The organism is Bradyrhizobium sp. WBOS07 (assembly GCF_024585165.1).
In the GTDB taxonomy this organism is placed as follows: Bacteria; Pseudomonadota; Alphaproteobacteria; order Rhizobiales; family Xanthobacteraceae; genus Bradyrhizobium; species Bradyrhizobium japonicum_B.
In genome coordinates this window covers 2,039,917-2,062,827 of record NZ_CP029008.1, presented here as the reverse complement: position 1 = coordinate 2,062,827, position 22,911 = coordinate 2,039,917, and the positions used below count along the sequence as shown (strand labels likewise).

Sequence of the window (22,911 nt, the reverse complement as noted above, 5' to 3'; positions counted from 1 at the left end):
GCTGAAACCGCCATCGCCACAACCGCTTAAGGCAGGCTCATTGAATTCGAATGACGACTGTGTCCGCGGCGCCCGTGGCATCGATCACGGTGAGCCGTGCAAAGCCCGGACCGGGCGGATCGATCAGGCGTTGGCGGCGGCCGTCGATCTCGCCACGCACGGTGCCGTTAACCATCACGGTCATCGGCAGAACGCCGCCGGCGACCTTGACCGGCATCGCCGCGCTGTCCTGCCCGCCGGAGCGATCGACATCGATCCGCGAGCCGTTCAGCGGAAACTGGATGTGCAGGGCCTGCTCGCGGCCGGTCCGCACCAGCTCCCCGACGGGGCGGAACCGCTTCAACGGCAACGGCAGCTTGGCATTGCTGGCAACCAGGGTTCCCCTGGGCGGCTTCGGCAGCGGAGCCAGCGTCCTGCCGCTGCGCGCGAACGCATCGAACAGGATCGGTGCGGCGGCGACGCGCCCGATCAGGCCCGGAACCGGCGCGCCGTCGGGCCGGCCGACCCAGACGCCGATGGTCATCCGGCCGTCGAACCCGACCGACCACGCGTCGCGATAGCCGTAGGAGGTCCCGGTCTTGAAGGCGATGCGGTTGTGAGCGGCATTCTCCGGCGGCGGCGTTCCCAGAAGCACATTGCCGACCTGCCAGGCCGCGACCTGATCCAGCAGCCGGAGCGGCTCACGGTCGTCCTTGTCCGCGACGATCTCGCGCAGCGGCCTGGTGGTGCCGAGACGGGCGAAGCCCGCATAGAGCTGGGCCAGATCCTGCAGCGTCACGCCGACGCCGCCGAGACCCATGGCGAGCCCCGGCGCTTCGTCCTTGGGCAGAACCAGATTGCCGCCGGCCTGCCGCAGCCGCGAGGCGAGCCGGCTGGAGCCGACCCGGTCGAGCAGCACGATCGCAGGCACGTTCAAGGACAATTGCAGCGCCTTCCGCACCGGCACCGTGCCCTGGAAGGTCATGTCGAAATTCTCCGGCGCATAGGAGCCGAAGCGAACCGGACGATCGTCGATCAGGCTGTCCGGATGAATGAAGCCGTCCTCGAAGGCGAGCCCGTAGATGAAGGGTTTCAGCGTCGAGCCCGGCGAGCGGATCGCACGGGTCATGTCGACCTGCCCTGCCCGGCTCTCGTCGAAATAATCGGCCGAACCGACGCGGGCGAGCACGTCCCCGCTCTCGTTGTCGACCACGATGATGCCGACCGAAATGTTCGGCCCGAGCGCGATGGCGCGGTCGCGCGCCAGCGGCTCCAGCACCTTCTGCAAATTCGCATCGAGCGTGAGCTTGACGACCGAGGTGTCCTTGACCGTCGACAGCGCGGTGTCGGAGGCGTGCGGCGCCAGGATCGGCATCGGCTTGCGCAGTCTTGGCACGGGCACGGCCTTGGCCTGGCGGGCGTCCTCTGCGCTGACCACTTGCTCCTCGACCATGCGGTCGAGCACGCGGTCGCGCGCCCTGCGCGCGGCCTCGGGATGCCGGTCGAGCCGGCGCGTCTCCGGCGATTGCGGCAGCGCCACCAGCAGCGCGGCTTCCGCCAGCGACAGCCGCTTCGGCTCCTTGCCGAGATAGCCGATCGAGGCGGCGCGGATGCCTTCGAGATTGCCGCCGTAAGGCGCCAACGCCAGATAGAGGTCGAGGATCTGCTCCTTGCTCAGGGTTCGCTCGATCTCGATCGCGCGCACCATCTGCCGCAGCTTGGCATAGAGCGAGCGCTGCCGGCGCGGCTCCATCAGCCGGGCCAGCTGCATGCTGATGGTCGAGCCGCCAGAGACGATGTGGCCGCGCGTTGCGAGCTGGAGCGCAGCGCGCCCCAGCGCCAACGGATCGACGCCGTCATGGGCGTAAAAGCGCTGGTCTTCGTAGGCGAGCAGCAGCTTGAGATAGGTCGGATCGACGTTGGACCTGGCATCGACCGGCAGCCTCCAGCGGCCATCCGCCATCGCATAGGCGCGCAGCAGCTTGCCGTTGCGGTCGACGATGGTGGTGGAGACCTGCCGGGCCTCGTCGAGCGGGAGCGGACCGAGCGAGTAAACCCAGCCGACGAAGCCAATGATGGCGAGGATGAAGGTGAACGCGAGGACGGAAAGGACACGATGGCCCCAGCCCCGCACTCCGTCATGGCCGGGCCTGTCCCGGCCATCCACGTTCTCGCCAGCCGCACCAAAGTTCGTGGATGCCCGGGACAAGCCCGGGCATGACGACAGAGTTTGGGGCGTCACCTCGCTCATCTCACTCACTTCGCCGCCCGCACCTCGACGTTGCCCGTGCCCGTCCGACCATAGCGCGAGGGATTGTACATGTCCTCGACATAGGCCTGCGGCAGCACATATTTGCCCGGCGAGACCGCGCGCACGACATAGGCGACGGTGAAGACCGACTTGGAGTCCGAGGCCCGGTCGACCGCCGCGGTAAAGCGGTCGTCGCGGAACTCGGTGTTTTCGGGCTCCTCGCCGTCCTCGATCCAGTCCAGCGTGCCGCTGTCGCCGGACGAGACCAGCTTCGGATTGTCGATTTCCAGGCCAGCCGGCAGATAGTCCGAGACCATGATGTGGCCGTACTCCGGCTTGGCCTCGGTGATCTTCAGCACCACCGCAAAGCGCTGGTTCTGCTTGACCTTGCTGATGTCGGCCGGCTTGCCGTCGAGCGTGAAGTAATTGCGCTCGATCTTGAAGCCGTTCGACGCCGCCGGCTCCGGCGTGACCGGCGAGCCCGACACCGAGACCACGGCCTGCACCGGCGCATCGCCGGTGTTGGTAATCTTCAGCGGCTTGCCGCTCAACGCATCCGCCTTGTAGCTGCGATAGAGCGCGGTCTTGACCGGCTGGCCGTCCACTTCCATGGACAGGTTCTCCTTGGCCAGCGCGCGCGCCGCCAGCACCAGCCACGCATTCTCCTGCGTGGAGGTGTAGGGCGTCAGCCCGCGCGCGGTCTCGACCCGCGACACCGCCTGCGTCAGCGTCGCCTTCGGCGCGTTGCCTTCGCTGGCAAGCGACACCAACGCTGCGGCATCGCGAAGCTGCGAGCCGTAATCGGTGCGTCCGAACTCCAGGACGGGCTTCGGCGCGAGGCTGTCGAGCGCGGCGCCATAGACCCGTTCCGCGCGGTTGCGGTCGCCGACCAGGGCGAGCGCCGCCGCGAGCTGCGACTTCGCGATCGGCGTTGCGAGGTTGGCCAGCTTGGTGTCGGCGAGATAGCGCAGATCGCCGATCGGCGCGGCCCCGTTGCGCGCGAGCACATAGAGGCCGTAGGCGAGCTCGCGCCCGCCGTCCTTCTCCGGCTCGTTCGCGTTGACGACGGAGTTGCGGATGCGGTCGAGCGCGCTCTTGAACGGCACATCGGGCACCGCAAAACCCTTCTCGCGGGCGCGGGTCAGGAAGTCCGTGACATAAGCGTCGAGCCAGGCGTCGTCGCCGCCGGCGAACCAGAGGCCGAACGAGCCGTTGGAGCCCTGACGTGCCAGCAGCCGCTCGATCGCGTCGCGGATGCGCTGGTCGACCTCGGTGTCCATGGCGAGATGCGCGCCGGCCGCAAGGTCATTGACATAGAGCAGCGGCATGGCGCGGCTGGTGATCTGCTCCGAGCAGCCGTGGGGGTACCGGTCGAGCGCCTTGAGGATCGTCGCGGCGTCGAGCGCGGTCGACAGGCTCGCCGAGACCGAGACGCTGCCGGTGCCCGGCACGAGGTCGGAGAACATGTCCGAGGTCAACGTCAGGCTCTCGCCCTTCGCAAGCGTCCGGATCGAGCGCCGCGCCAGTACCTGCGTCGCCGCCTTGACGTCGAACGCGTAGTGCCGCGCCAGCGTCAGGCCGTTCGGCCCCTTGATGTCGACGTCGAGCGTCGCCTGCCCGGCCGCGGTGGCGTCGAGCGCGAGCGAGAACGCATTGCGCTGCTTGGCGGCGAGCTTGACGGTGGTCGCTGGATTGCCCGTCATCTTCACCGGACCGCCGGTCTTGACGTTGATGACGTAGTCGCCGGCCTGGCCCTCGACATTGTCGATCTCCAGGTTGACCGTACCGTGGTCACCGCTGAGCAGGAAGCGCGGCAGGGTCGTGGTCAGCACGACGGGGTCGCGGATCACGACGTCGGTGTTGGCGCGGCCGAGCTTGGTGGCGGTCCATGCCACCGCCATCACGCGGGCGGTGCCGGCGAACTCCGGAATGTCGAAGCTGACTTCCGCGGTGCCGTCAGCGGCGACGGTCACGATGCCGGAATAGAGCGCGAGCGGCTTTTGCGTGGGCGGCGAGCCCTGCAATTCTCCGGCACCGGCATCGCCGCCGGACTTGATCTGGCCGCGCGTGCCGGACATGCCGTCGATCAGCTGACCGTAGAGATCGCGGATCTCGGCGCTCAGGCGGCGCTGGCCGAGATAGTAATCGTCCGGAGCCGGCGGCTTGTAATTGGTGAGGTTGAGGATGCCGACGTCGACCGCGGCGATCACGATCTTGGCGTCCTCACCCGGATTGAGCCCGTCGAGCTTGACCGGAATCTTCAACGCCGAATTCGGCCGGACCAGCGCCGGCGGCGACAGCTTCACCTGCAAGGTGCGGGCCTGCTTGTCGATGCCGAACCATTTCAGCCCGATCGCACGGCCCGGCATGCGCTGAGCCGCGACATCAAGCGGACGGCGCAGCGTCGCCACCACATAGGCGCCGGTGCCCCAGTCCTTGCCGACCGGGAGCTTCACCTGGGCGGTGCCTTCCTTGACGTCGATGGTCTGCGTCGTCAGCAGGCGATCGCCGACCACGTTGACGGTCAGCTTGCCGGCGCTGCGGACATTGACCGACACCGTCATGGTGTCGCCGGAGGAATATTGCCGCTTGTCGATCGAGGTCTCCAGCAGGTCCGGCGTGTCGGCGCTGCCGTCGGAATACCAGCCGACGTCGAACTGCACCGAGGTCACCGGGCCGTCGGCGTCGTTCGACTTCACGTCGAGCCGGTAGCGGCCGGGCTGGGGCGTAAGGGAAATCCGCGCGGGCTTATCGGCCGCAATGGTCACGTCACCGTCGGCAACGCGCGAGGTCGACTTGACCGGTTCGTACTCCCAGTAATTGTTCTGGCGATACCATTGGTAGCGCGACTCGATCTTCAGGAGCTCGTAGCGCAGGCCGTCGCGGCGCAGCCGCTCACCCTCGGGCGAGACGAACACCACGTCGAACTCGGCCTTGTCGCCCTCGGTGACGTTCTTGTCGCCGAACAGCGGCTTGACGCCGATCTGCGCCGCGCCGGGCGCGACCGGCAGCACGATCTTGCGCTCGACGGCGCGGCCGCCGGTCTCGACCATGCGGACGAAGATCTGGGCCTCCTGCGGCCGGGTCGAGGCCGGCTGCTTGTCCAGCGTCACCGGGAAGATCGCAACGCCGTTGGCGTCGGCCTCGGGCAGGTTCTCCAGCGGCGTGCGCTCGTTCGAATTGGTCTCCTCGTCGGCGACGCCGAACTGGTAGCCGGCAAAGCCCGGGCGCTCGGCCGCGGGCGCGATCAGCATGTCGCCTTCGAGCGCAAGCCCCGAGGCCGGCGCGCCATAGAGGAAATGGCCGTCCGCCTTAAGCTCCACTGGAGCGTTAGCCTTGATCAGCTTGTCCTTGGCGGACAAGTCGAATTCGATCCTGTCGGGGACGTAATCCTCGACCATGAAGGTGGTCTCGCCGACCGCGGAGCCCTTCGGATCGGTGAAGGCGCGCACCCGCCAGGTCCCGGTCGGCACGGCCGAATTGAGCGGCACGGCCAGCGTCCGGCCGCCGGCGCCCTGGTCGGCCAACGCGGCCCGGCGGTATTCGACACCGTCGGGGCGTTCGATCACCAGCGTCATCGGCCCACCGGTGACGGCATTGCCCTGCCCGTCGCGCAACAGCGCGGTAAGATAGACGGTCTCGCTGGAGCGGTAGACACCGCGCTCGGCATAGACGAAGGCATCGGCGCCAGCGGGCGCCGCGCGGCCGGAGACGCCGCGATCGGACAGGTCGAAGGCGGAGGACTTCAGGCTGAGGAAGGCATAATCGGCCTTCTCCCCGGTGACCGTCAGCATCGCCGGCGACAGGCCGCCCTCGCCGCGCGCAAGGCCGGCCTCGAACAGCACATGGCCGCTGTCGTCGGTCTTGCGGGTCGCCAGGATCTCGTTGTTGCGGGCGACCAGCCGCACCTCCGCCTTGCCGACCGGATCGGTCGAGGCCAGCGAGTTGACGAAGACGTGGATGCCGTCATTGCCGGAATAGGCCGACACGCCGAGGTCGGAGACGATGAACCATTGCGTGGCGAGCTGATAATCCTCCGAGCTGGGGCCCTTGGCCGCGGCCGTCATCACGTAGACGCCCGGCTGAAGCTCGCCGAGCGCCTGATCGACCGGGAATGCCGTGGTGACGTCCTGGTTCAGCGTCGTCGCGGTCGCGAGCTCGCCGGACCAGACCTTGACGCCGCGCTCGTCGCCGAGACCTGAGAGCTCATACTTGGACAGCATCCTCTGAAAGTCGCTGTCGATCACCGTGTTGATCAGGTTGCGGTCACCGATCCGGAATACGCTGATGCTGACCGCGGGCGTGTTGACGCTGACCACGGGAATGCCGCGCTGCCCGGTTCGCGGCAGCACATAGGCCCGGCTGGTGAAGCGCACGAACGGCTTGCGGTCGCGCACATAGATGTTGAACTCGGCCGATTTCGGCAGGCCTTCCTTCACCGTGGACGGCAGGCCGGCGCGCAGATTGATGTTGTAGCGCTCACCGTGCTTGAGCCCGTCGACGCAGAGCTGCTTGCCCTCCGCCGACAGCGCCGGCTTGTCCTGCCCCGCCAGCGCCAGGAACGGTGCGAAGTCGGTACGCTTGGCCAGCTCCTCGGAAAACTGGAAGCAGGCGCGCGGGCTCGCCGAATCCGAGTCCACGCTATAGTCGAGCAGCCGGAAGCCGTGCTCGTCGCGCATCTTCTCATATTGGCCGCGGACGTCGGCGACCTCGCGCATGTCGAGCGACAGCCGCAGCGCATCCAGCGCCGGCCGCCACAGCTTGCGTTCGGCCAGCGACTTGCCGAGCACGGCGAGCGCGTCGGCCTCCTCGCCCGGATTGCCGGCGCGCATGTAGGCGATGTAGGCCGCGGTCGAGGCCCGCTCCAGCAGGAAGGTCTGCTCGCTCGAGCTCTTCGGCGAGATCTGGAAGATGACCTTGGCGAGTCGCAGCCAGTTGCCGGTGTCCTCCGGCGTGGTGGCCGCGATCTGGCCGAGCACCGACAGCCCGCTGCGATAATCGTTGCGCCGGAAAGCGGCGTCGGCGTCCGTCTTCAGCGTCGCGCTGGTCTTGGCGACCGGCCCCGCCTCGCTCTTGATCTGGGCCTCCAGCTTGATCGCGGAATCGGCGAGGTCGTCGCGCTTGAACGCCTTGTCCGCGGCTTGCGCCGCGCAAAGGCCGAGCGCCAGCGTGGCGCAGAGTGTGACGGCGCGAACAAGACCGATCATGATGGACTCCCGGAAATCGCGGACAGCTGCCCGCAGGCAGCATGAGATGCGCGGAAAGGTGACGGACTCAAGGCGATGGAACCAAAGCTGTAAATCGTCGCATTCGCCATGATAGGGCAAGCCCAGAGGAGACCGATCGAGATACCGCCGCGCACGCCGTCCTGATGGCGCCGCAATACCCGACCCGTCGTCCGGCGGCCACATCCCGGAAGCTCTTCAGCACTCCCGGCGATGTGATCCATCGTCCGTTGCGCTGCCGCTCGACCCGGTACCCTGACATGCCACCGTCTCGCTTTGTCGCGGCATTAAGGAAAACGGTTCGGTTCAGGCTTGGCGAAAGACGATATTTTTCATAATGGCATGCTAGATGAACAGCCAGCCTCCAAACCGGGGCGGCTGAAGACGGTCCCGTAGCTCAACTGGATAGAGCATCAGATTTCTACTCTGAGGGTTGCAGGTTCGAATCCTGCCGGGATCGCCAGCTCGTGGCCAGACCAACCGCTCTTCACGAACGCGTGGGTGACCATGCCCGGGTCTTTGCACCGCGCCGATCACTCCTATCTATGCGCCGGGCAAGAATGCGCCCGACAGGTTTTCTTGATGCAGCAATCCGAATTAACGAGAATGGCGATTGCATCTGCGGTGGCAATCGCCGCGATGTCGTATCTGGCAGTCGACGCAGGCTTGGTGAACACCAACGTGGTTACGAAGCCGATCAAGGTGGCTCAGGCGTCCATCTTTGGCACCGGGATGGGCCATCATCACCTGGCCTTCGCGGTTCAGGAGTGGTCGCGCCGCGGCCACGAGAAGCCGCAACTCGAGCATTGCCTGGCGCTCGACTGATCGAGGCGCCCTCCTGGGCGTGTCGGCTAGACATTCATTCCTCGCCGACGCGTGCCGACTGATGGTCCCGCCACCACCGCGCGATGGCCACCGTGAGATCGCCCCACACCTCCGTCGGCAAATCCGAGACCGCCACCCGGACGCTGTACCGGTCCGTGGTCGCGTCGTGAAACCACTCGGTTGCCGCGAAATCGAAACCGAAACTGCCGGCATGGCGGATCGGGAAGCCTTCTGCGCGCAGGTTCTTGCTCATGTCCGCGGCGGCCTGCCTTGCGCTCGCCTCGTCGAGGGGATGCCTGCCCCGGAGGGTGACGTAGAGACCGTGGGCGAAATGAAGCTCGGCCGAGAACTCCGGGAGCTCCGCAGCAAAATGGCGCGCCATGCTGCGGCCGTTGCGCAGGATCGCCGCAACACGCCGCTGCGTGAGATCCCAATAGGCCGCGCTGCCGACAAAGGGCGGGAAGTGCGCCGGCAACGCCGCGCCGCCGAGAAGTCGCACCGCGTTGCGCGTTTCGCAGGCTAGACGCGCCCAGGGATGCTCCGTCCGTGGCTCATTGCCGTCCACGAAAACCGCCGAGCCGAGGCGGCCATATTCCGCCCCGAGCGAATCGAGCTTGTTATGGCTGCGCACCAGCACCAGCGGAATTCCGTAGCGCTGGGCCCACCTCCGGACGCGCCGGATCCGGCCAGACCTGCCCGCAAAGCAGGTGGTGTCGCAGATCAGAAGATCGAGACCGGAGCCGTCACAGCGTTGCACCGCCTCGAAAGCGCCCGCGACTGAGCAGGAATCCAACAGAAGAATCCGCGGCGAATTCGTCCGAGCAAGCGCATCGCCCAGTGGCAGTTCTAGCGCCACCAGCCGCAAATGAGGGACAAAGCCCCGGATCAGCTCCAGCGTCTCGCCGTACGAGCCCGGAAGCACCAGAATATCGGCCTTCTCGACGATCTGCGCGGAGGCCAGCAGCACGGCGGAGATCGCGGCCATGCCCGAGGCAGTGTAGATCGCCGTGCTCGCGCGGCTGCAATCGAGCTCATAGAAAGAAGGACCGCGCACCGTCAGATCGGCCCGCTGGTAATCGTAGCTGAATTCGAAAGGTCCGCTGACGGGATCGGCCGTGTGCGACCAGGCCGTCTCCGTCGCCTTCCATTCGTGCAGCTCGTGCTCCGCCCTCAGCGCCGCCGTGAGCTGGAATTTGGCGCTGATGACCTCGTCGACCGATCGCGGACGCGGCAAATCAAGCCGATGCCTCAGGCAGTCGTTCAACAGCCCGAGTTCCCTGTGCTTGCGTTCCAGATAGGCCTGAATGGTCTCCATGCGCCTCTTGGCGGATCCAATCGGATCTCAACGTGCGGAAACCGCATTGGGTCCAACGCGCGCCGGTGCAACGAACGTCGATGTTCGCCGTTGAGACCTCAGCAAGGAGGACCACATGGCTGACATCAGAGAGCACATGAAGATCATCGGCAAGGACGGCGCCCATGTCGGCACCGTCGACCGCGTCGAAGGCAACCGGATCAAGCTGACGCGAAAGGACAGCCCGGAAGGTCACAAGGACCATCACCATTACATCGACACCAAATATGTCGGTGCCGTCGAGGGCGATGTCGTCAAGCTTTCAGTGAATGCCGACGCGGTCCCGAAATCGGAAGCCGCCTGAACCTCAAGCCCCTTCGGGGGCTTTTTGTTTGTTCACGGTCCGACTCCGCTTCGTTCCCGCAGCACGAATCGCAACCGGAGAAATCAGCGCGGCGCATTTCTTAATGCCGCGTTTCACCCGATCAGCTCGTTCACGCATTGAACGTCACCGGCATGCGTCGATCCGCATTCGACAGCAGCAATCGGCGCCGCTCTCCGCGCACAGCAAATAAATCTGAAGTGGCGCGCGGAACGAGACCGCGGCCGGGGCGTTGACAGCAGGAAATCAAGTGGTGCCGATCTGCCAGCCCCGATCGGCTTTGAAGGGCCCCGTGCTTGTCCCCCCGAGCACGGGGCTTTCTCATGCAGATCGAGCGCCGACCGGCCTCGTCCAGCCCTGCCAATTTCGACGGAAATGTCTTCAGTCCGCCCGCTCGTCGCGCCGCTCGCGCGCGAGTTCATGCCAGGCCAAAGCGAGTTGGATCAGGCGTTGCCGGTCGGCGCCTTCCGATGCCGCGGCCCGCTTCATTGCGGCCTCGGCCTCACGCTGTGGATCGTACTTGGTACACATGCGGCGGACCCTAGCTCGCCATCTGGACCAGCGCATGGCAATTTCGTCCGTATGATTGCGGGGTGACGCCGGTCCGCGCGGCGCCATTGCAAGCGCTGATTGCGCAGCCATGAGGCCGGGATTCATTCAGACGATTTGTGAACGGCATCACAGTCTTGGCCCGGCGTCTCGGCTAGTTATGTCTCGACGCTTCCAGGAGCGCGAAGGCATCGATGGTGTTTTCCGTCATGACACAAGACCCAGCAGCCCCAGCCAACGTCCGGACGCGGCGACAAACGGGCGACCTGCTTGGCATCGCCTATCTTGGGACCATCGGCATCGTGATGCTGGCCTGGATCGCCGGCTTGGTCTGGGGCGCGATGGCGTTCTTCAACTGGCTCGTCGCTTGACGCAACGCGAGCGGCCCCTTGCTAGAACAGGCAGTCCAGCGCCTGCCCAAGCTTGATCCCGCCGCAAACGATCATGGCCCAAAGCGCCAAGCTGATCTGGATTGCATCCAGCATGTCCCCGTCCCCGCGAATCATCCCGACAATTTTCTTCGAGACTTGCGTGAGGCGGCAACGAGCGCCAGCGCCTATTGGATGCAATTGCCGGAGCGCGCACGAAAAAGGCGGGCCGTGGGCCCGCCTCTTTGCCTCGATCCGGTTAGGACAGCTCAATAGCAGGCGCGGGGATCGGCCTGAACATATTGACCGCTCGGATAGCGGTAGTAGCAATTGCCCTGTGCCCAGTAATAGCCGGGCTGGGAAGCAGCGGCCGCGCCGGTAATGGCGCCGGTTGCGCCGCCGAGGACCGCGCCGGCAGCAGCGCCCGTTGCGTTGCCCGAGATCAGCCCGCCCAGCAAGCCGCCGACGATGGCGCCGCCAAGCGCGCTGGCGCCGGGATCAGCCGGCGGCGGAGGCGGCGGTGGCGGGGCATAGGCGACCGGAGGCGGCGGCGGAGCATAGGCTACCGGCACGTCATCGTAGTACTCCTCGGAAATGTAGGCGGGCGGACCGGCCATGCGCTGCGGATAATAATACCGGACGCCGCCAACGTCCCACCACCAGCCGGAGCGGCCGTTGTGAACCTCGTGGCGCCAGCGTCCCCCCTCCCAGGCGCGGTGGCCGCGATACGCATGTCCGCCCCAGTCACGCGCCGGAGCCGGCCCGCGGTCGACATGGCGTCCCGGCGGCGGGCCGCCGGCCGCGCGCGGTCCCGGGATCGCATGGGGCTGACCGCCGGACTGCGGCGCGGGCCGCGCCGCCTGCTGCGGCGGGCCCTTGCGCGCGTCCGACTTGTTCGGAGGCGGCGCCCCGGCGGCGGGGCCGGCCGGAGGCTGGCCGGCGTCCCTCGATGGCCTGACGTCCTGGGCCTGCGCCGGCAGCGCGAGCAACGACATGGCCGAAACCAAGGGAATAATGATCTTCATGCGGCTGGACGCACTCATGCGTGCTTGACCCCCTGCTCTTTCGATTGCTCTCGCAATTGCCGTGGTGCCTGGCGCGATCGACGATTCGGAGCGCGCCGGGCTTGAGGCCGGCTGATATAGCTGACCTGCTTTGGTCGGCGAAGTCCCGTTACAAATCATTAAGATGGCGGCAATTTTTCGGCCCCGACGGGCTTGCGAACAGCCCCGCTGGCAAGCTTCTAGCGGGCCGGCTCGATCACGTTGCAATTGCTCCGCCCGGACATCAGGCAGTCCTGCATCTTGCTGGCCGCGGTGAGGTCCCGGGCGAGCCACCAGCCGATCGCGAGGATCGCGATCGCAATGACCAGGCCGGCGATCGCGCCGCGGCGGTTGTCGCCCGATGGCGGCTTCGGTCTGGATTTCGGCTTCTCGCCCGGATCGGGCTTCGAGGTGGACTTGGAGGTGGACATGGCTACCTGGTCGCGTAGGCAGGCCGGCTTATCACCTCTGCGACGTCCCGTCACATCGTGGTGGGCCGCTCGCGCGGCTCCAGAGGCTCAGCCCCGGGTCGCGCTGGCCGCCTCCTTGCGCAAGGTTTCGACCGCCGGGATCACCCGCGGTGCACAAGTCGTGAGCACGAAGGCGGTCTGCGTGCATTCCCAGTCGGTGCCCAGAACGGCGCTCTCGATGGGCTGCGGCCGCGCGAGCAGCAGCGCGGCAGCGGCCAAGGCTGCCACGACGAACGCAATTGAGAGCGTCTTCGGGGTTAATCTCGAGATCGGCATACCCGTGCTCCGTATCGCGGCGGACGCTAGGCGTCGCCCTCGTGATCCCTTATGAGGAACATCACAATTCGGCAGTTTTTCGGGGCTACGAGGGATCGTCGGGGGATGGCGATTTTCGTCGACCTGATCGGCTGCGATTATGGGTGGCTTCGCGACGCGCAGCGATGTACACGCTTCTGTGTCGCGCGGCGCCTGCTATGCCCAGCCGACGTACCAACAGGCAGTGATGTAGGATCGAAAGCGAGGAAGACAAGGCTCGTCGATGAGTGGATTCAGGGAACCCGGCTTCACAGACCGGCAAAAGGCGGCGCAGGAAGCCCGCAAAAATCTTTTGAACAAATTCAAATCCCAACCGGGGCCTGATGATCCCGCGGTGGCGGCGAAGCGTGCCGAGCGTGAAGCACTCGCGGCCAAGCGCGCCGAGGCGAAGGCTGCGCGCGAGGCCGAAAAGGCCGAGAAGAAGCGTCTGGAGGAAGAGGCCAAGGCCGCCGAAGCTGCGCGGCTCGCGCGCGAGGCCCAGGAAGCTGAAGAAAAGGCCGCGGCTCTCGAAGCCGAGCAGAAGGCCAAGCGCGACGCGCGTTACGCCGCCCGCAAGGCCAAGCGCAAGTAATTTAGCGCAAGCAACCAAGCGCGAGTCATTTGACGCGCGACCTTTGCAGGTCGCGTTCAATTCAAATTGAAGCAAAACATGATTTGGGGCGGTCCAGCCGACCGCCCCAAACGTTCGAGCGCGCGTTTGCTTGTGCCAAACGCCTCGATTGCGAACGGGCGAAGATCAGTTCTTCTTCATCATCCCGTCGTCTTTCTTCATGCCGTCCTTCGACATGTGATCCTTCTTCATGCCGTCGTCCTTGGACATGGTGTCCTTTTTCATCATGCCGTCCTTGGACATCGTGTCCTTCTTCATCATGCCGTCATCCTTGCCCATCTTGTCCTGGGCAAAAGCGGCCGGCGACAGCGCAAGGCCGAGCGAGAGAGCGGCAGCCGAGACGCCGAGCGCGATGCGGGTGCGAATGGTCATGGATCATCTTCCCTTCGAGGTCATGTTTGTCAGCGACACATACGCCGCTATTCAAGCTCGACGGATGGAAGGCCTGCGTTGTTACGCGGCGGCCGATAAATTTCAGCGAGCGCATCTGCGATCCATCGTTTCAGAGCAACCGGATGTGTGCAGCGCAGCACAGCCGGCACTTGCGGCGGCGTTCCATCTCGAACTATCAGTTGAGGGGATATCGGGGTGAAGACCGGCTAGGATGGGCCTACGCACCGGTCACACATGACCCGCCAATCACGCCAGCCAGAAACCTTCAGACAAGAATCATTCAAAGAAGCGTTCCAGGGGATCACACCATGCTCACGCGCCGCCATCTGATTGCGACCGCCGTCGCCGCACCCGCCATCCTCCGCTTCGGCACCGGCACCGCCCAGGCCGCGACCACGCTGAAGATCTCGCACCAATTCCCGGGCGGCACCATCGACAAGGGCGACTTCCGCGACCGGCTCTGCCGCATGTTCGCCGCCGAAGTGGCCAAGCGCAGCAATGGCGACATCGCGGCCGAGATCTATCCGAACTCCTCGCTGATCAAGACCAACGCGCAGTTCTCGGCGATGCGCAAGGGCGCGCTCGACATCAGCCTGTACCCGATGCCCTATGCCGGCGGTGAAGTCCCTGAAACCAATATCGGCCTGATGCCGGGCCTCGTGACCACCTACGACCAGGGCCTGCGCTGGAAGAAGGAGCCGGTCGGCAAGGCGCTGACGGACTTCCTCGCCGACAAGGGCATCATCCTGCTCACCTGGGTCTGGCAGGCTGGTGGCGTCGCCAGCCGTTCCAAGCCGATCGTCGCGCCGGAAGACGCCAAGGGCCTGAAGGTGCGCGGCGGCTCGCGCGAGATGGACATGGTGCTCCAGACCGCCGGCGCCTCGGTGCTGTCGGTGCCGTCGAACGAAATCTACGCGGCGATGCAGACGGGCGCCTGCGATGCCGGCATCACCTCCTCGACCAGCCTGATCTCCTTCCGCCTCGAAGAAGTGGCGAAATCCCTGACATCGGGCGCTGGCGCCTCCTATTGGTTCATGCTCGAGCCTTTGATGATGTCGAAGGCGATCTTCGACAAGTTGCCCAAGAACCATCAGGACATCCTCCTCGCGGTGGGCACCGAACTCGAAGCCTTCGGCCGCAAGGGTGCGCAGGATGACGACATCGAGGTCGCCAAGGTCTACGAAAAGGCCGGCGCCAAGGTCTCGGCGCTCGATGCCGCGACCGTCGGCAAGTGGCGCGACATCGCGCGCGACACCGCGTGGAAGGACTACAGCGCCAAGACCGCGACCTGTGCAAACCTGCTCAAGCTTGCCAACGACGTCGCTGCATGAGCCACGGTCCGCTTCCGGATCGTGACGACACGGCCAACGCTGTCGCAAGGACGGGCCTTGCGGCAGCGGTCGATCGCGGTCTTGCCATCCTCAATACCGTCATCGTGGTGTTCGCGGCGATCGCGCTGGTCGCCGCTTGCGCGATCCTGAGCTACAGCGTGCTCAGCCGCGCGCTGTACAAGGCCGCCAATTATTGGCAGGACGAAGCCGCGGTGTTCCTCTTGGTCGGCGCGACCTTCATGACCGCCGCCTATGTACAGCAGCATCGCGGCCACATCGGCATCGAGGCCTTCGTCGGCCTGTTGTCGCCGCTGGCGAACAGGATCCGGCTCTGGCTGGTCGACGCTGCCACGTTCCTGTTCTGCGCCTTCTTCACCTGGAAGTCCTGGACGCTGGCCCATGAGGCCTATGTCGACGGCCAGGTCTCGAACTCGATGTGGTCGCCGCCGCTCGCCATTCCCTACACGCTGATGGCGCTCGGAATGAGCCTGCTCTGCATCCAGATCCTCGTGCAGCTTGCGCTGCCCTTCACCGGAGCCAAGCGTTCATGAGCGTGTTCGGTATCGGCGTGGCTTACGGCGTTGCGACGCTGCTGGTGATGTTCTCGGGAATGCCGATCGCGTTCGCGCTCGGCGCGGTCGCGGTCGTGTTCATGGGCATTTACATGCCCTCGGCCTCTCTCGATACGGTGACGCAGAACGTCTACGAGGAAATGGCCTCGATCACGCTTTTGTCGATCCCGCTCTTCATCCTGAAGGGCGCCGCGATCGGCAAGTCGCGCGCCGGCCAGGATCTCTATTCGGCCCTGCACGCCTGGCTGCACCGCGTGCCCGGCGGTCTCGGCGTCGCCAACGTGTTCGCCTGCGCGTTGTTCGCGGCGATGGCGGGCTCCTCGCCCGCGACCTGCTCGGCGATCGGCTCGGCCGGCATTCCGGAGATGCGCAAGCGCGGCTATTCCGGCGGCTTCGCGGCCGGGATCATCGCTGCAGGCGGCACGCTGGGCATCCTGCTGCCGCCGTCGATCACCATGATCCTGTTCGCGGTCGCAGCCGAAAAGTCGCTCGGACGGCTGTTTCTCGCCGGCATCGGGCCGGGGTTGCTGCTGGTCTTGCTGTTCGGCCTCTATGCCGTGTTCCGTTTCCGTCGGGAATATGCGGCAGCCGAAGCGATCTACAAGAACGGCGGCCCGGAAGCTCCGATCCTCGCCCGCGACGAATACACGCTGGCCGAACGTTTCAGCGTGCTGCCGCGCGTGATTCCCTTCGTGCTGCTGCTCACCGGCGTCATGATCGCGCTCTATGGCGGCTACGCCACCCCGTCGGAAACCGCAGGCCTCGGCGGCCTGCTTGCGCTGGCGCTGATCGCGGCGATCTACAGCGTGTGGCGGCCGAGCGATCTCGCTCCGATCATGAGATCGACGATCCGGGAATCGACCATGCTGATGATGATCATCGGCATGTCGCTGCTCTATTCCTACGTGATGAGCTATCTGCACATCTCGCAGTCGGTCGCCGAATCCATCGTCGCGATGCACCTGCCGCGCTGGGAGCTGCTGTTCGCGATCCTGGTCATGGTCGTTGTGCTCGGCTTCTTCCTGCCGCCGGTCTCCATCATCCTGATGACCGCGCCGATCATCCTGCCGCCGCTCCGCGCCGCCAACTTCGACATCATCTGGTTCGGCGTGGTCATGACCATCGTGATGGAGATGGGGCTGATCCATCCGCCGGTCGGCCTCAACATCTTCGTCATCCGCAACGTCGCGCCGGACATTCCGCTGCGCGAGGTGATCTGGGGCACCCTGCCGTTCGTGCTCTTGATGATGCTCGCAGTGCTGCTGCTGTGCCTCGTGCCGGAGATCTCGACCGGCCTGCCGGATCTGGTGATGGGACCGGACGGAAGCAGGTGACGCAATCGCAACTGCCGTAGGGTGGGTTAGCTGTGCGGATGCGCGAAGCGCAATCCGCGCGGCGTAACCCACCTCTTTTCCTTTCGCGGAGACGAACAGTGGTGGGTTACGCCGAGCAGATGCGCCTCGCGCATCTGCTCGGCTAACCCACCCTACGATTCTCAAGCGTTCATCCGCTTCTTCTTCGCGTTCAGGGCGGAGGCCACGCGGCTCACCGGCGGCTTGCCTAGCACGCGGCTCATCTCGTTGGTGGCCGCGAGCAGCCTGTCCATGTCGATGCCGGTCCTGATCCCCATGCCTTCGAGCATGTAGACGACGTCCTCGGTCGCGACGTTTCCGGTCGCGCCCGGCGCATAGGGACAGCCGCCGAGGCCGCCCGCAGCGCTGTCGATGACGCGGACGCCCTCCTCCAAGCCGGCATAGAGATTGGCGAGTGCCTGGCCATAGGTGTCGTGGAAATGCATCGCGAGCCTGGCTGCGGGAATGTTGGCGGCAACCGCGCGCAGCATCTCCTTGGCCCTGGTCGGCGTGCCGACGCCGATGGTGTCCCCGAGCGAGATCTCGTAGCAGCCGAGCTCCCATAGCGTGCTCGCGAGATCGGCAACCGCCTTCGGCTTGATCTCACCGTCGAACGGGCAGCCCAGCACGCAGGAGATATAGCCGCGCACTTTCACGCCGTCGTCCCTGGCACGCGCCAGCACCGGCTTGAAGCGCTCTATGGACTCCGCGACCGTGCAATTGATGTTGGCGCGCGAGAAGCCCTCCGAGGCTGCGGCAAACACCGAGACGACCCCGGCGCCGGCGGCGCGGGCGGCGTCGTAGCCCTTCTCGTTCGGGACCAGCACGTGGAATTCAGCGCCGGTCACATGGGCAACGCCGCGCAGCACGGCGTCGGAGCTGGCCATCTGCGGGATCGCCTTGGGCGAGACGAAGGCGCCCACCTCGACCGTATCGAGGCCGGCCGCGACCAGCGCCTCGATGAAGGCGATGCGGGCCTCGACACTGACCGGAATCTTCTCGTTCTGAAGCCCGTCGCGCGGCCCCATTTCGATGATGCGGACGGAATCGCTCATGTCACTCTCCCGCAGGCTCGACCACGGCGAGCTCGACGCCCTCCTGCACGATGTCGCCGACCTTGCACTTGATCGACTTCAGCACGCCGGCATAGGGCGCGCGAAGCGTCTGCTCCATCTTCATCACTTCCAGCGTGAGGATCGGTGCGCCCTTGTCGAGCTTGGCGCCCTCCTCGGCCAGCACGGCAACGACCGTCCCCGGCAACGGGGCGGCGATCTTGTCCTCGCCGGTCTGCTCCTCGCTCTCGCCGCCGAACGGATCGACCCAGTGCAGATCGAAGCGGCCGTTGCGCGTGCGCAAATACAGCTCGTGGCCGTCGATCACGGCCGCGACCTGCGATTTCACGCCGTCCAGCGTCAGATCGAAGCCGCCGCCCCGTGGCGCAATCGCGAACGCCAGCTCGCGATCGCCGAGTACCAGCGTCGATGGCCCGCTGCCGTAGTTCAGGATGATCTTCTGCTCCGGCCCGTGCCCGACGCGGAAGGCAAAGCTGCGCTGCCTGCGGCCGACCGGCTGCCAGCCGAAGGTTTGCCAGGGCGAATTCGCCTCCGCCATCCGTCGCTCGTCATGGACGATTGCAGCGACCGCCGCGCACAGCTCGAGCTCGCCCGGCGCCGGCGCTGCCTGTGTCAGCACAGCCAGCTCGCGCTCGATGAAACCGGTGTCGATCGCATTGGTCCGCACCTTCGGATGCGTCATCAACGCCGACAGGAACGGAATGTTCGTGACGATGCCGCGAACGTCGGACTCTTCCAGGCCGCGGTTCAGCCGCTCGACCGCGACATCCCGCGTCGGCGCCCATGCGATCATTTTGGCCAGCATGGCGTCATAATACGGCGAGACCATATCGCCTTCGCGATAGCCGGCATCGATCCGCAAGCCGCCGGTTTCCTCCGGCAGCCGCCACGTCGAGATCCTGCCGACCGAGGGCATGAAATTCTTGGTCGGGTTCTCAGCATAGACGCGCGCCTCGACGGCATGGCCGTTGAGGCGGATCTCGTCCTGCTTCAGCGGCAGCGCCTCGCCGAAGGCGACGCGCAGCTGCCACTCGACAAGGTCGATTCCGGTGATCAGCTCGGTCACGGGATGCTCGACCTGGAGGCGCGTGTTCATCTCGATGAAGAACACGTCCTTGCCGTCGGAAACGAACTCGATGGTGCCGGCGCCGACATAGTTTACAGCGCCGGCTGCCTTTCGCGCGGCGGCGCACACCGTCTCGCGCTGCGCGGCGTTGAGCGTCGGCGACGGCGCCTCCTCGATCACCTTCTGGTGCCGGCGCTGCAGTGTGCATTCGCGCTCGAACAGCGAGAGCAGATTGCCGTGGCTGTCGCCGATCACCTGCACTTCGATATGCCGGGGATTGTCGACATATTTTTCGATCAGCATGCGGTCGTCGCCGAACGCGGCCTTGGCCTCGCGCTTGGCGCTGACGATCGCAGGTCCAAGCTCGTCCGCCGAGCGCACGATACGCATGCCGCGGCCGCCGCCGCCGGCCGAGGCCTTCACCAGGATGGGAAAGCCGACCTTCTCGGCCGCTTTCGCCAGCGTCGCATCGTCCTGGGCCTCGCCGTGATAGCCGGGCACCAGCGGCACGCCGGCGTTTTCCATCAGCGCCTTCGAGCCTGATTTCGAGCCCATCGCATTCATCATCTCGGCGGTCGGGCCGACGAAGACCAGCCCAGCGTCGAGGCAGGCCTGCGCGAACTCGGCATTCTCCGACAGGAAGCCGTAGCCGGGGTGCACGGCCTCAGCGCCGGTCTTGCGCGCGGCCTCGATCAGGCGCTCGACATTGAGATAGCTGTCGCGGGCGCGCGCGGGCCCGAGCAGCACGGCTTCGTCAGCGAGCGCGACATGCATCGCGTCGCGGTCGGCCTCGGAATAGACCGCGACGGTGCGCAGGCCCATGGCGCGCGCGGTGCGGATGACGCGGCAGGCAATCTCGCCGCGGTTGGCGATCAGGAGCGTGCGAAAACGCCGGTAGAGCTTTGAGCGGTCCATCGCATCACATCCTGAACAGGCCGAACTTCGTCGGTTCGATCGGCGCATTCGACGCCGCCGAGAGGCCAAGACCGAGCACGAGGCGGGTGTCGGCCGGGTCGATCACGCCATCGTCCCACAGACGGGCCGTTGCGTAATAGGGATGCCCCTGGCTCTCATATTGCGCGCGAATGGGCTCCCGGAACTTGTCTTCCTCTTCCTTCGACCAGCTGTCGCCCTTGGCTTCGATGTTGTCGCGGCGGACCTGGCTCAGCACCATCGAGGCCTGCTCGCCGCCCATCACCGAGATGCGCGCGTTCGGCCACATCCAGAGGAAGCGCGGCGAGTAGGCGCGGCCGCACATGCCGTAATTGCCGGCGCCGTAGGAGCCGCCGATCACGACGGTGAACTTCGGCACCGAGGCGGTCGCCACCGCCGTCACCAGCTTGGCGCCGTCGCGGGCGATGCCGCCGGCCTCGTATTTCTTGCCGACCATGAACCCGGTGATGTTCTGCAAAAACACCAGTGGAATGCCGCGCTGGCAGCACAGCTCGATGAAGTGCGCCCCCTTCAGCGAGCTTTCGCTGAACAGGATGCCGTTATTGGCGATGATGCCGACCGGATAGCCCCAGATATGGGCGAAGCCGCACACCAACGTCGTGCCGTAGAGTTTCTTGAATTCGTCGAACTCGGAGCCGTCGACGACACGCGCGATGATGTCGCGCACGTCGAACGGTTTTCTGCCGTCGACCGGCACCACGCCGTAGATCTCCTCCGCCGCGAAAAGCGGCTCGCGGGGCGGATGCATGTTGAGGTTCGGCCGCGCCGGCGGCTTCAGCGTGCCCACGATGCGCCGGGCGATGCCGATCGCATGCGCATCGTTCTGGGCGTAATGATCGGTCACGCCGGACTGGCGCGAGTGCACGTCGGCGCCGCCGAGCTCCTCGGCACTGACCACCTCGCCGGTCGCGGCCTTCACCAGCGGCGGGCCGCCGAGGAAGATGGTGCCCTGGTTGCGCACGATGATGCTCTCGTCCGACATCGCCGGCACATAGGCGCCGCCGGCGGTGCAGGAGCCCATCACGATCGCGATCTGCGGAATGCCCTGCGACGACATCTGTGCCTGGTTGAAGAAGATGCGGCCGAAATGCCGCTCGTCAGGAAAGATCTCGTCCTGCAGCGGCAGGAAGGCGCCGCCGGAATCGACCATGTAGACGCAGGGAAGATTGTTCTGCCGCGCGATGTCCTGGGCGCGCAGATGCTTCTTCACCGTCATGGGATAATATGTGCCGCCCTTGATGGTGGCGTCGTTGGCGACGATCACGCATTCGCGCCCGGCAACGCGCCCTACTCCGGTCACGACGCTCGCCGAATGCACATCGCCGCCGTAGAGGCCGTAGGCCGCGAGCGGCGACAGCTCCAGGAACGAGGTGCCGGGATCGACCAGCAGGTCGACGCGCTGGCGCGCCAGCATCTTGCCGCGCGCGGTGTGGCGGTTGCGCGAGACCTCGCCGCCGCCGCCGGCGACCTGGCTGAGCTTTTCGCGCAAGTCGGCAACGAGGGTGCGCATCGCCTCGGCATTGCGCGCGAAATCTGACGAAGACGGATCGATGCTGGAATGAAGCGGCATTTTGATTCCAATGGGGTGAAAGACTTAAGCCGTCTCGGCCATCAGCTCACGGCCGATCAGCATGCGGCGGACTTCGGACGTCCCCGCACCGATCTCGTAGAGTTTCGCGTCACGCCAGAGGCGCCCCACGGGGAATTCGCTGGTGTAGCCGACGCCGCCGAGTGCCTGGATCGCCTCGCCGGCCATCCACGTCGCCTTCTCGGCGGAATAGAGAATCGCCGCCGCCGCGTCCTTGCGCAAGGTGCGCGCGTGGTCGGCGCGGTCGCAAGCCTTGCCCACGGCATAGACATAGGCGCGCGTGGCCTGCCAGGTCGAATACATGTCGGCGAGCTTGCCCTGCATCAGCTGGAAGTCGCCGATCGGCTGGCCGAACTGCTTGCGCTCGTGCATGTAGGGCACCACCGCGTCCATGCAGGCGGCCATGATGCCGAGCGGGCCGCCGGACAGCACCGCGCGCTCATAGTCGAGGCCGGACATCAGCACCTTGACGCCCTCGCCGACCTTGCCCATCACGTTCTCCTCCGGCACCTCGCACTCGTCGAAGAACAACGGATAGGTGTTGGAGCCGCGCATGCCGAGCTTGTCGAGATGCTGGCCGTGGCTGAAGCCCTTGAAGCCCTTCTCGATCAGGAACGCGGTCATGCCGCGCGGGCCGGCCTCCGGATCGGTCTTGGCGTAGACCACCAGCACGTCGGCATCGCCGCCATTGGTGATCCACATCTTGGAGCCGTTGAGCACGTAGCGGTCGCCACGCTTGTCGGCGCGCAGCTTCATCGAGACCACGTCGGAGCCGGCGCCCGGCTCGGACATCGCGAGCGCGCCGACATATTCGCCGGAGATCAGCTTCGGCAGATAGCGCTGGCGCTGCGCGTCGTTGCCATTGCGGCGGATCTGGTTGACGCAGAGATTGGAATGGGCGCCATAAGACAGCCCGACCGCAGCCGAGCCGCGCGAAATCTCTTCCATGGCGACGACGTGGGCGAGATAGCCCATATTGGAGCCGCCATATTGCTCCGGCGCGGTCATGCCGAGCAGGCCGAGGTCGCCAAAGCGCTTCCACAGGTCCGCCGGGAACAGGTTGGCCTTCTCGATCTCGGCGGCGCGGGGGGTGATCTCCGCCTCCACGAAGGCGCGCAACGTGTCGCGCAGCATCGTGATGTCTTCGCCCAGGTCGAAATCGATGCTCGGAATGTTCAAGGCGATTCCTCCGTGTTTTGGGCACCGAACCTAGCGGGGTCAGAGCCCTCTTGCGGTCGAAAAGGTTGCATTTTCCGCCAAACTTGGCGAGG

General features: G+C 65.8%; 19 protein-coding genes and 1 tRNA gene. 9 read left to right on the top strand and 11 right to left on the bottom strand.

The annotated features are described in order from the left end of the window. Positions 1-37: 37 nt before the first annotated feature. A complete protein-coding gene (gene pbpC / locus DCM79_RS09755) occupies positions 38-2,146 on the bottom strand; it encodes a penicillin-binding protein 1C (RefSeq protein WP_257179645.1) in 2,109 nt (702 codons plus the stop codon). An 89-nt stretch (positions 2,147-2,235) separates the two neighbouring features. Continuing rightward, positions 2,236-7,437 carry an alpha-2-macroglobulin gene (locus tag DCM79_RS09750; RefSeq protein WP_257179644.1) on the bottom strand — a complete coding sequence of 1,734 codons (5,202 nt, stop codon included), beginning with the start codon at positions 7,435-7,437 and terminating at the stop codon, positions 2,236-2,238. 404 nt (positions 7,438-7,841) lie between these two features. On the opposite strand from DCM79_RS09750, the gene DCM79_RS09745 reads away from it, so the two are divergent. Both DCM79_RS09745 and DCM79_RS09740 read left to right on the top strand, forming a co-directional pair. After that, a tRNA-Arg gene (locus DCM79_RS09745) sits at positions 7,842-7,918 on the top strand. Positions 7,919-8,037: 119 nt separating this feature from the next. Continuing rightward, a complete protein-coding gene (locus DCM79_RS09740; protein WP_257179643.1) occupies positions 8,038-8,280 on the top strand; it encodes a hypothetical protein in 243 nt (80 codons plus the stop codon). A 34-nt stretch (positions 8,281-8,314) separates the two neighbouring features. On the opposite strand, the gene DCM79_RS09735 is transcribed toward DCM79_RS09740, so the two are convergent. Beyond that, positions 8,315-9,595, bottom strand: a complete 1,281-nt coding sequence (locus DCM79_RS09735) for a hypothetical protein (RefSeq protein WP_257179642.1) — start codon at positions 9,593-9,595, stop codon at positions 8,315-8,317. Between the two features lie 115 nt (positions 9,596-9,710). Here DCM79_RS09735 and DCM79_RS09730 point away from each other — a divergent pair, with 115 nt between their 5' ends. Together DCM79_RS09730 and DCM79_RS09725 are read left to right on the top strand one after the other, a co-directional pair. Continuing rightward, positions 9,711-9,938, top strand: a complete 228-nt coding sequence (locus tag DCM79_RS09730; RefSeq protein WP_028136547.1) for a DUF2171 domain-containing protein — start codon at positions 9,711-9,713, stop codon at positions 9,936-9,938. 761 nt (positions 9,939-10,699) lie between these two features. Next, the gene (locus DCM79_RS09725) at positions 10,700-10,876 is read left to right on the top strand and encodes a hypothetical protein (protein WP_257180943.1); all 177 of its coding nucleotides are present in this window, start codon (positions 10,700-10,702) and stop codon (positions 10,874-10,876) included. A 266-nt stretch (positions 10,877-11,142) separates the two neighbouring features. Here DCM79_RS09725 and DCM79_RS09720 read toward each other — a convergent pair whose 3' ends face one another. The 3 genes from DCM79_RS09720 to DCM79_RS09710 form a co-directional block, all read right to left on the bottom strand. Then, positions 11,143-11,916 carry a hypothetical protein gene (locus DCM79_RS09720; RefSeq protein ID WP_257179641.1) on the bottom strand — a complete coding sequence of 258 codons (774 nt, stop codon included), beginning with the start codon at positions 11,914-11,916 and terminating at the stop codon, positions 11,143-11,145. Positions 11,917-12,116: 200 nt separating this feature from the next. Next, positions 12,117-12,347 (bottom strand): DUF2273 domain-containing protein, encoded by a 231-nt coding sequence (locus DCM79_RS09715; RefSeq protein ID WP_257179640.1) that lies wholly within the window; start codon positions 12,345-12,347, stop codon positions 12,117-12,119. 87 nt (positions 12,348-12,434) lie between these two features. Then, positions 12,435-12,662: a hypothetical protein gene (locus DCM79_RS09710; RefSeq protein WP_257179639.1), complete on the bottom strand. Its 228-nt coding sequence runs from the start codon at positions 12,660-12,662 to the stop codon at positions 12,435-12,437. Positions 12,663-12,924: 262 nt separating this feature from the next. Between DCM79_RS09710 and DCM79_RS09705 the strand changes: the two genes are divergently transcribed. Continuing rightward, entirely contained in the window at positions 12,925-13,272 is a 348-nt protein-coding gene (locus DCM79_RS09705; RefSeq protein ID WP_257179638.1) for a DUF6481 family protein, read from the top strand. Between the two features lie 165 nt (positions 13,273-13,437). On the opposite strand, the gene DCM79_RS09700 is transcribed toward DCM79_RS09705, so the two are convergent. Continuing rightward, positions 13,438-13,683, bottom strand: a complete 246-nt coding sequence (locus tag DCM79_RS09700; protein ID WP_028136553.1) for a pentapeptide MXKDX repeat protein — start codon at positions 13,681-13,683, stop codon at positions 13,438-13,440. On the opposite strand from DCM79_RS09700, the gene DCM79_RS09695 reads away from it, so the two are divergent. The 4 genes from DCM79_RS09695 to DCM79_RS09680 all read left to right on the top strand — a co-directional run bounded on the left by DCM79_RS09695 (position 13,682) and on the right by DCM79_RS09680 (position 16,941). Beyond that, positions 13,682-13,903, top strand: coding sequence for a hypothetical protein (locus DCM79_RS09695; protein WP_257179637.1), 222 nt, complete (start codon positions 13,682-13,684; stop codon positions 13,901-13,903). The two genes, DCM79_RS09700 and DCM79_RS09695, sit on opposite strands and share 2 nt — an antisense overlap. 109 nt (positions 13,904-14,012) lie before the next feature. Then, positions 14,013-15,035: a TRAP transporter substrate-binding protein DctP gene (gene dctP / locus DCM79_RS09690; protein ID WP_257179636.1), complete on the top strand. Its 1,023-nt coding sequence runs from the start codon at positions 14,013-14,015 to the stop codon at positions 15,033-15,035. After that, entirely contained in the window at positions 15,032-15,586 is a 555-nt protein-coding gene (locus DCM79_RS09685) for a TRAP transporter small permease (RefSeq protein ID WP_257179635.1), read from the top strand. The genes dctP and DCM79_RS09685 overlap by 4 nt, the downstream gene beginning before the upstream one ends. Continuing rightward, positions 15,583-16,941: a TRAP transporter large permease gene (locus tag DCM79_RS09680; protein WP_257179633.1), complete on the top strand. Its 1,359-nt coding sequence runs from the start codon at positions 15,583-15,585 to the stop codon at positions 16,939-16,941. Before DCM79_RS09685 ends, DCM79_RS09680 begins: the two co-directional genes overlap by 4 nt. 161 nt (positions 16,942-17,102) lie before the next feature. Here the strand turns inward: DCM79_RS09680 and DCM79_RS09675 are convergent, their stop codons facing one another. From DCM79_RS09675 to DCM79_RS09660, 4 genes are read right to left on the bottom strand one after another with little or no spacing between them, the layout of a single operon-like run. Further along, entirely contained in the window at positions 17,103-18,014 is a 912-nt protein-coding gene (locus DCM79_RS09675; RefSeq protein WP_257179632.1) for a hydroxymethylglutaryl-CoA lyase, read from the bottom strand. Position 18,015: 1 nt separating this feature from the next. Then, positions 18,016-20,013 carry an acetyl/propionyl/methylcrotonyl-CoA carboxylase subunit alpha gene (locus DCM79_RS09670; protein WP_257179631.1) on the bottom strand — a complete coding sequence of 666 codons (1,998 nt, stop codon included), beginning with the start codon at positions 20,011-20,013 and terminating at the stop codon, positions 18,016-18,018. Between the two features lie 4 nt (positions 20,014-20,017). Then, the gene (locus DCM79_RS09665) at positions 20,018-21,622 is read right to left on the bottom strand and encodes a carboxyl transferase domain-containing protein (RefSeq protein ID WP_257179630.1); all 1,605 of its coding nucleotides are present in this window, start codon (positions 21,620-21,622) and stop codon (positions 20,018-20,020) included. Between the two features lie 24 nt (positions 21,623-21,646). After that, complete coding sequence (locus tag DCM79_RS09660) at positions 21,647-22,819, bottom strand: isovaleryl-CoA dehydrogenase (protein ID WP_257179629.1); 1,173 nt, start codon at positions 22,817-22,819, stop codon at positions 21,647-21,649. Positions 22,820-22,911: the final 92 nt, after the last annotated feature.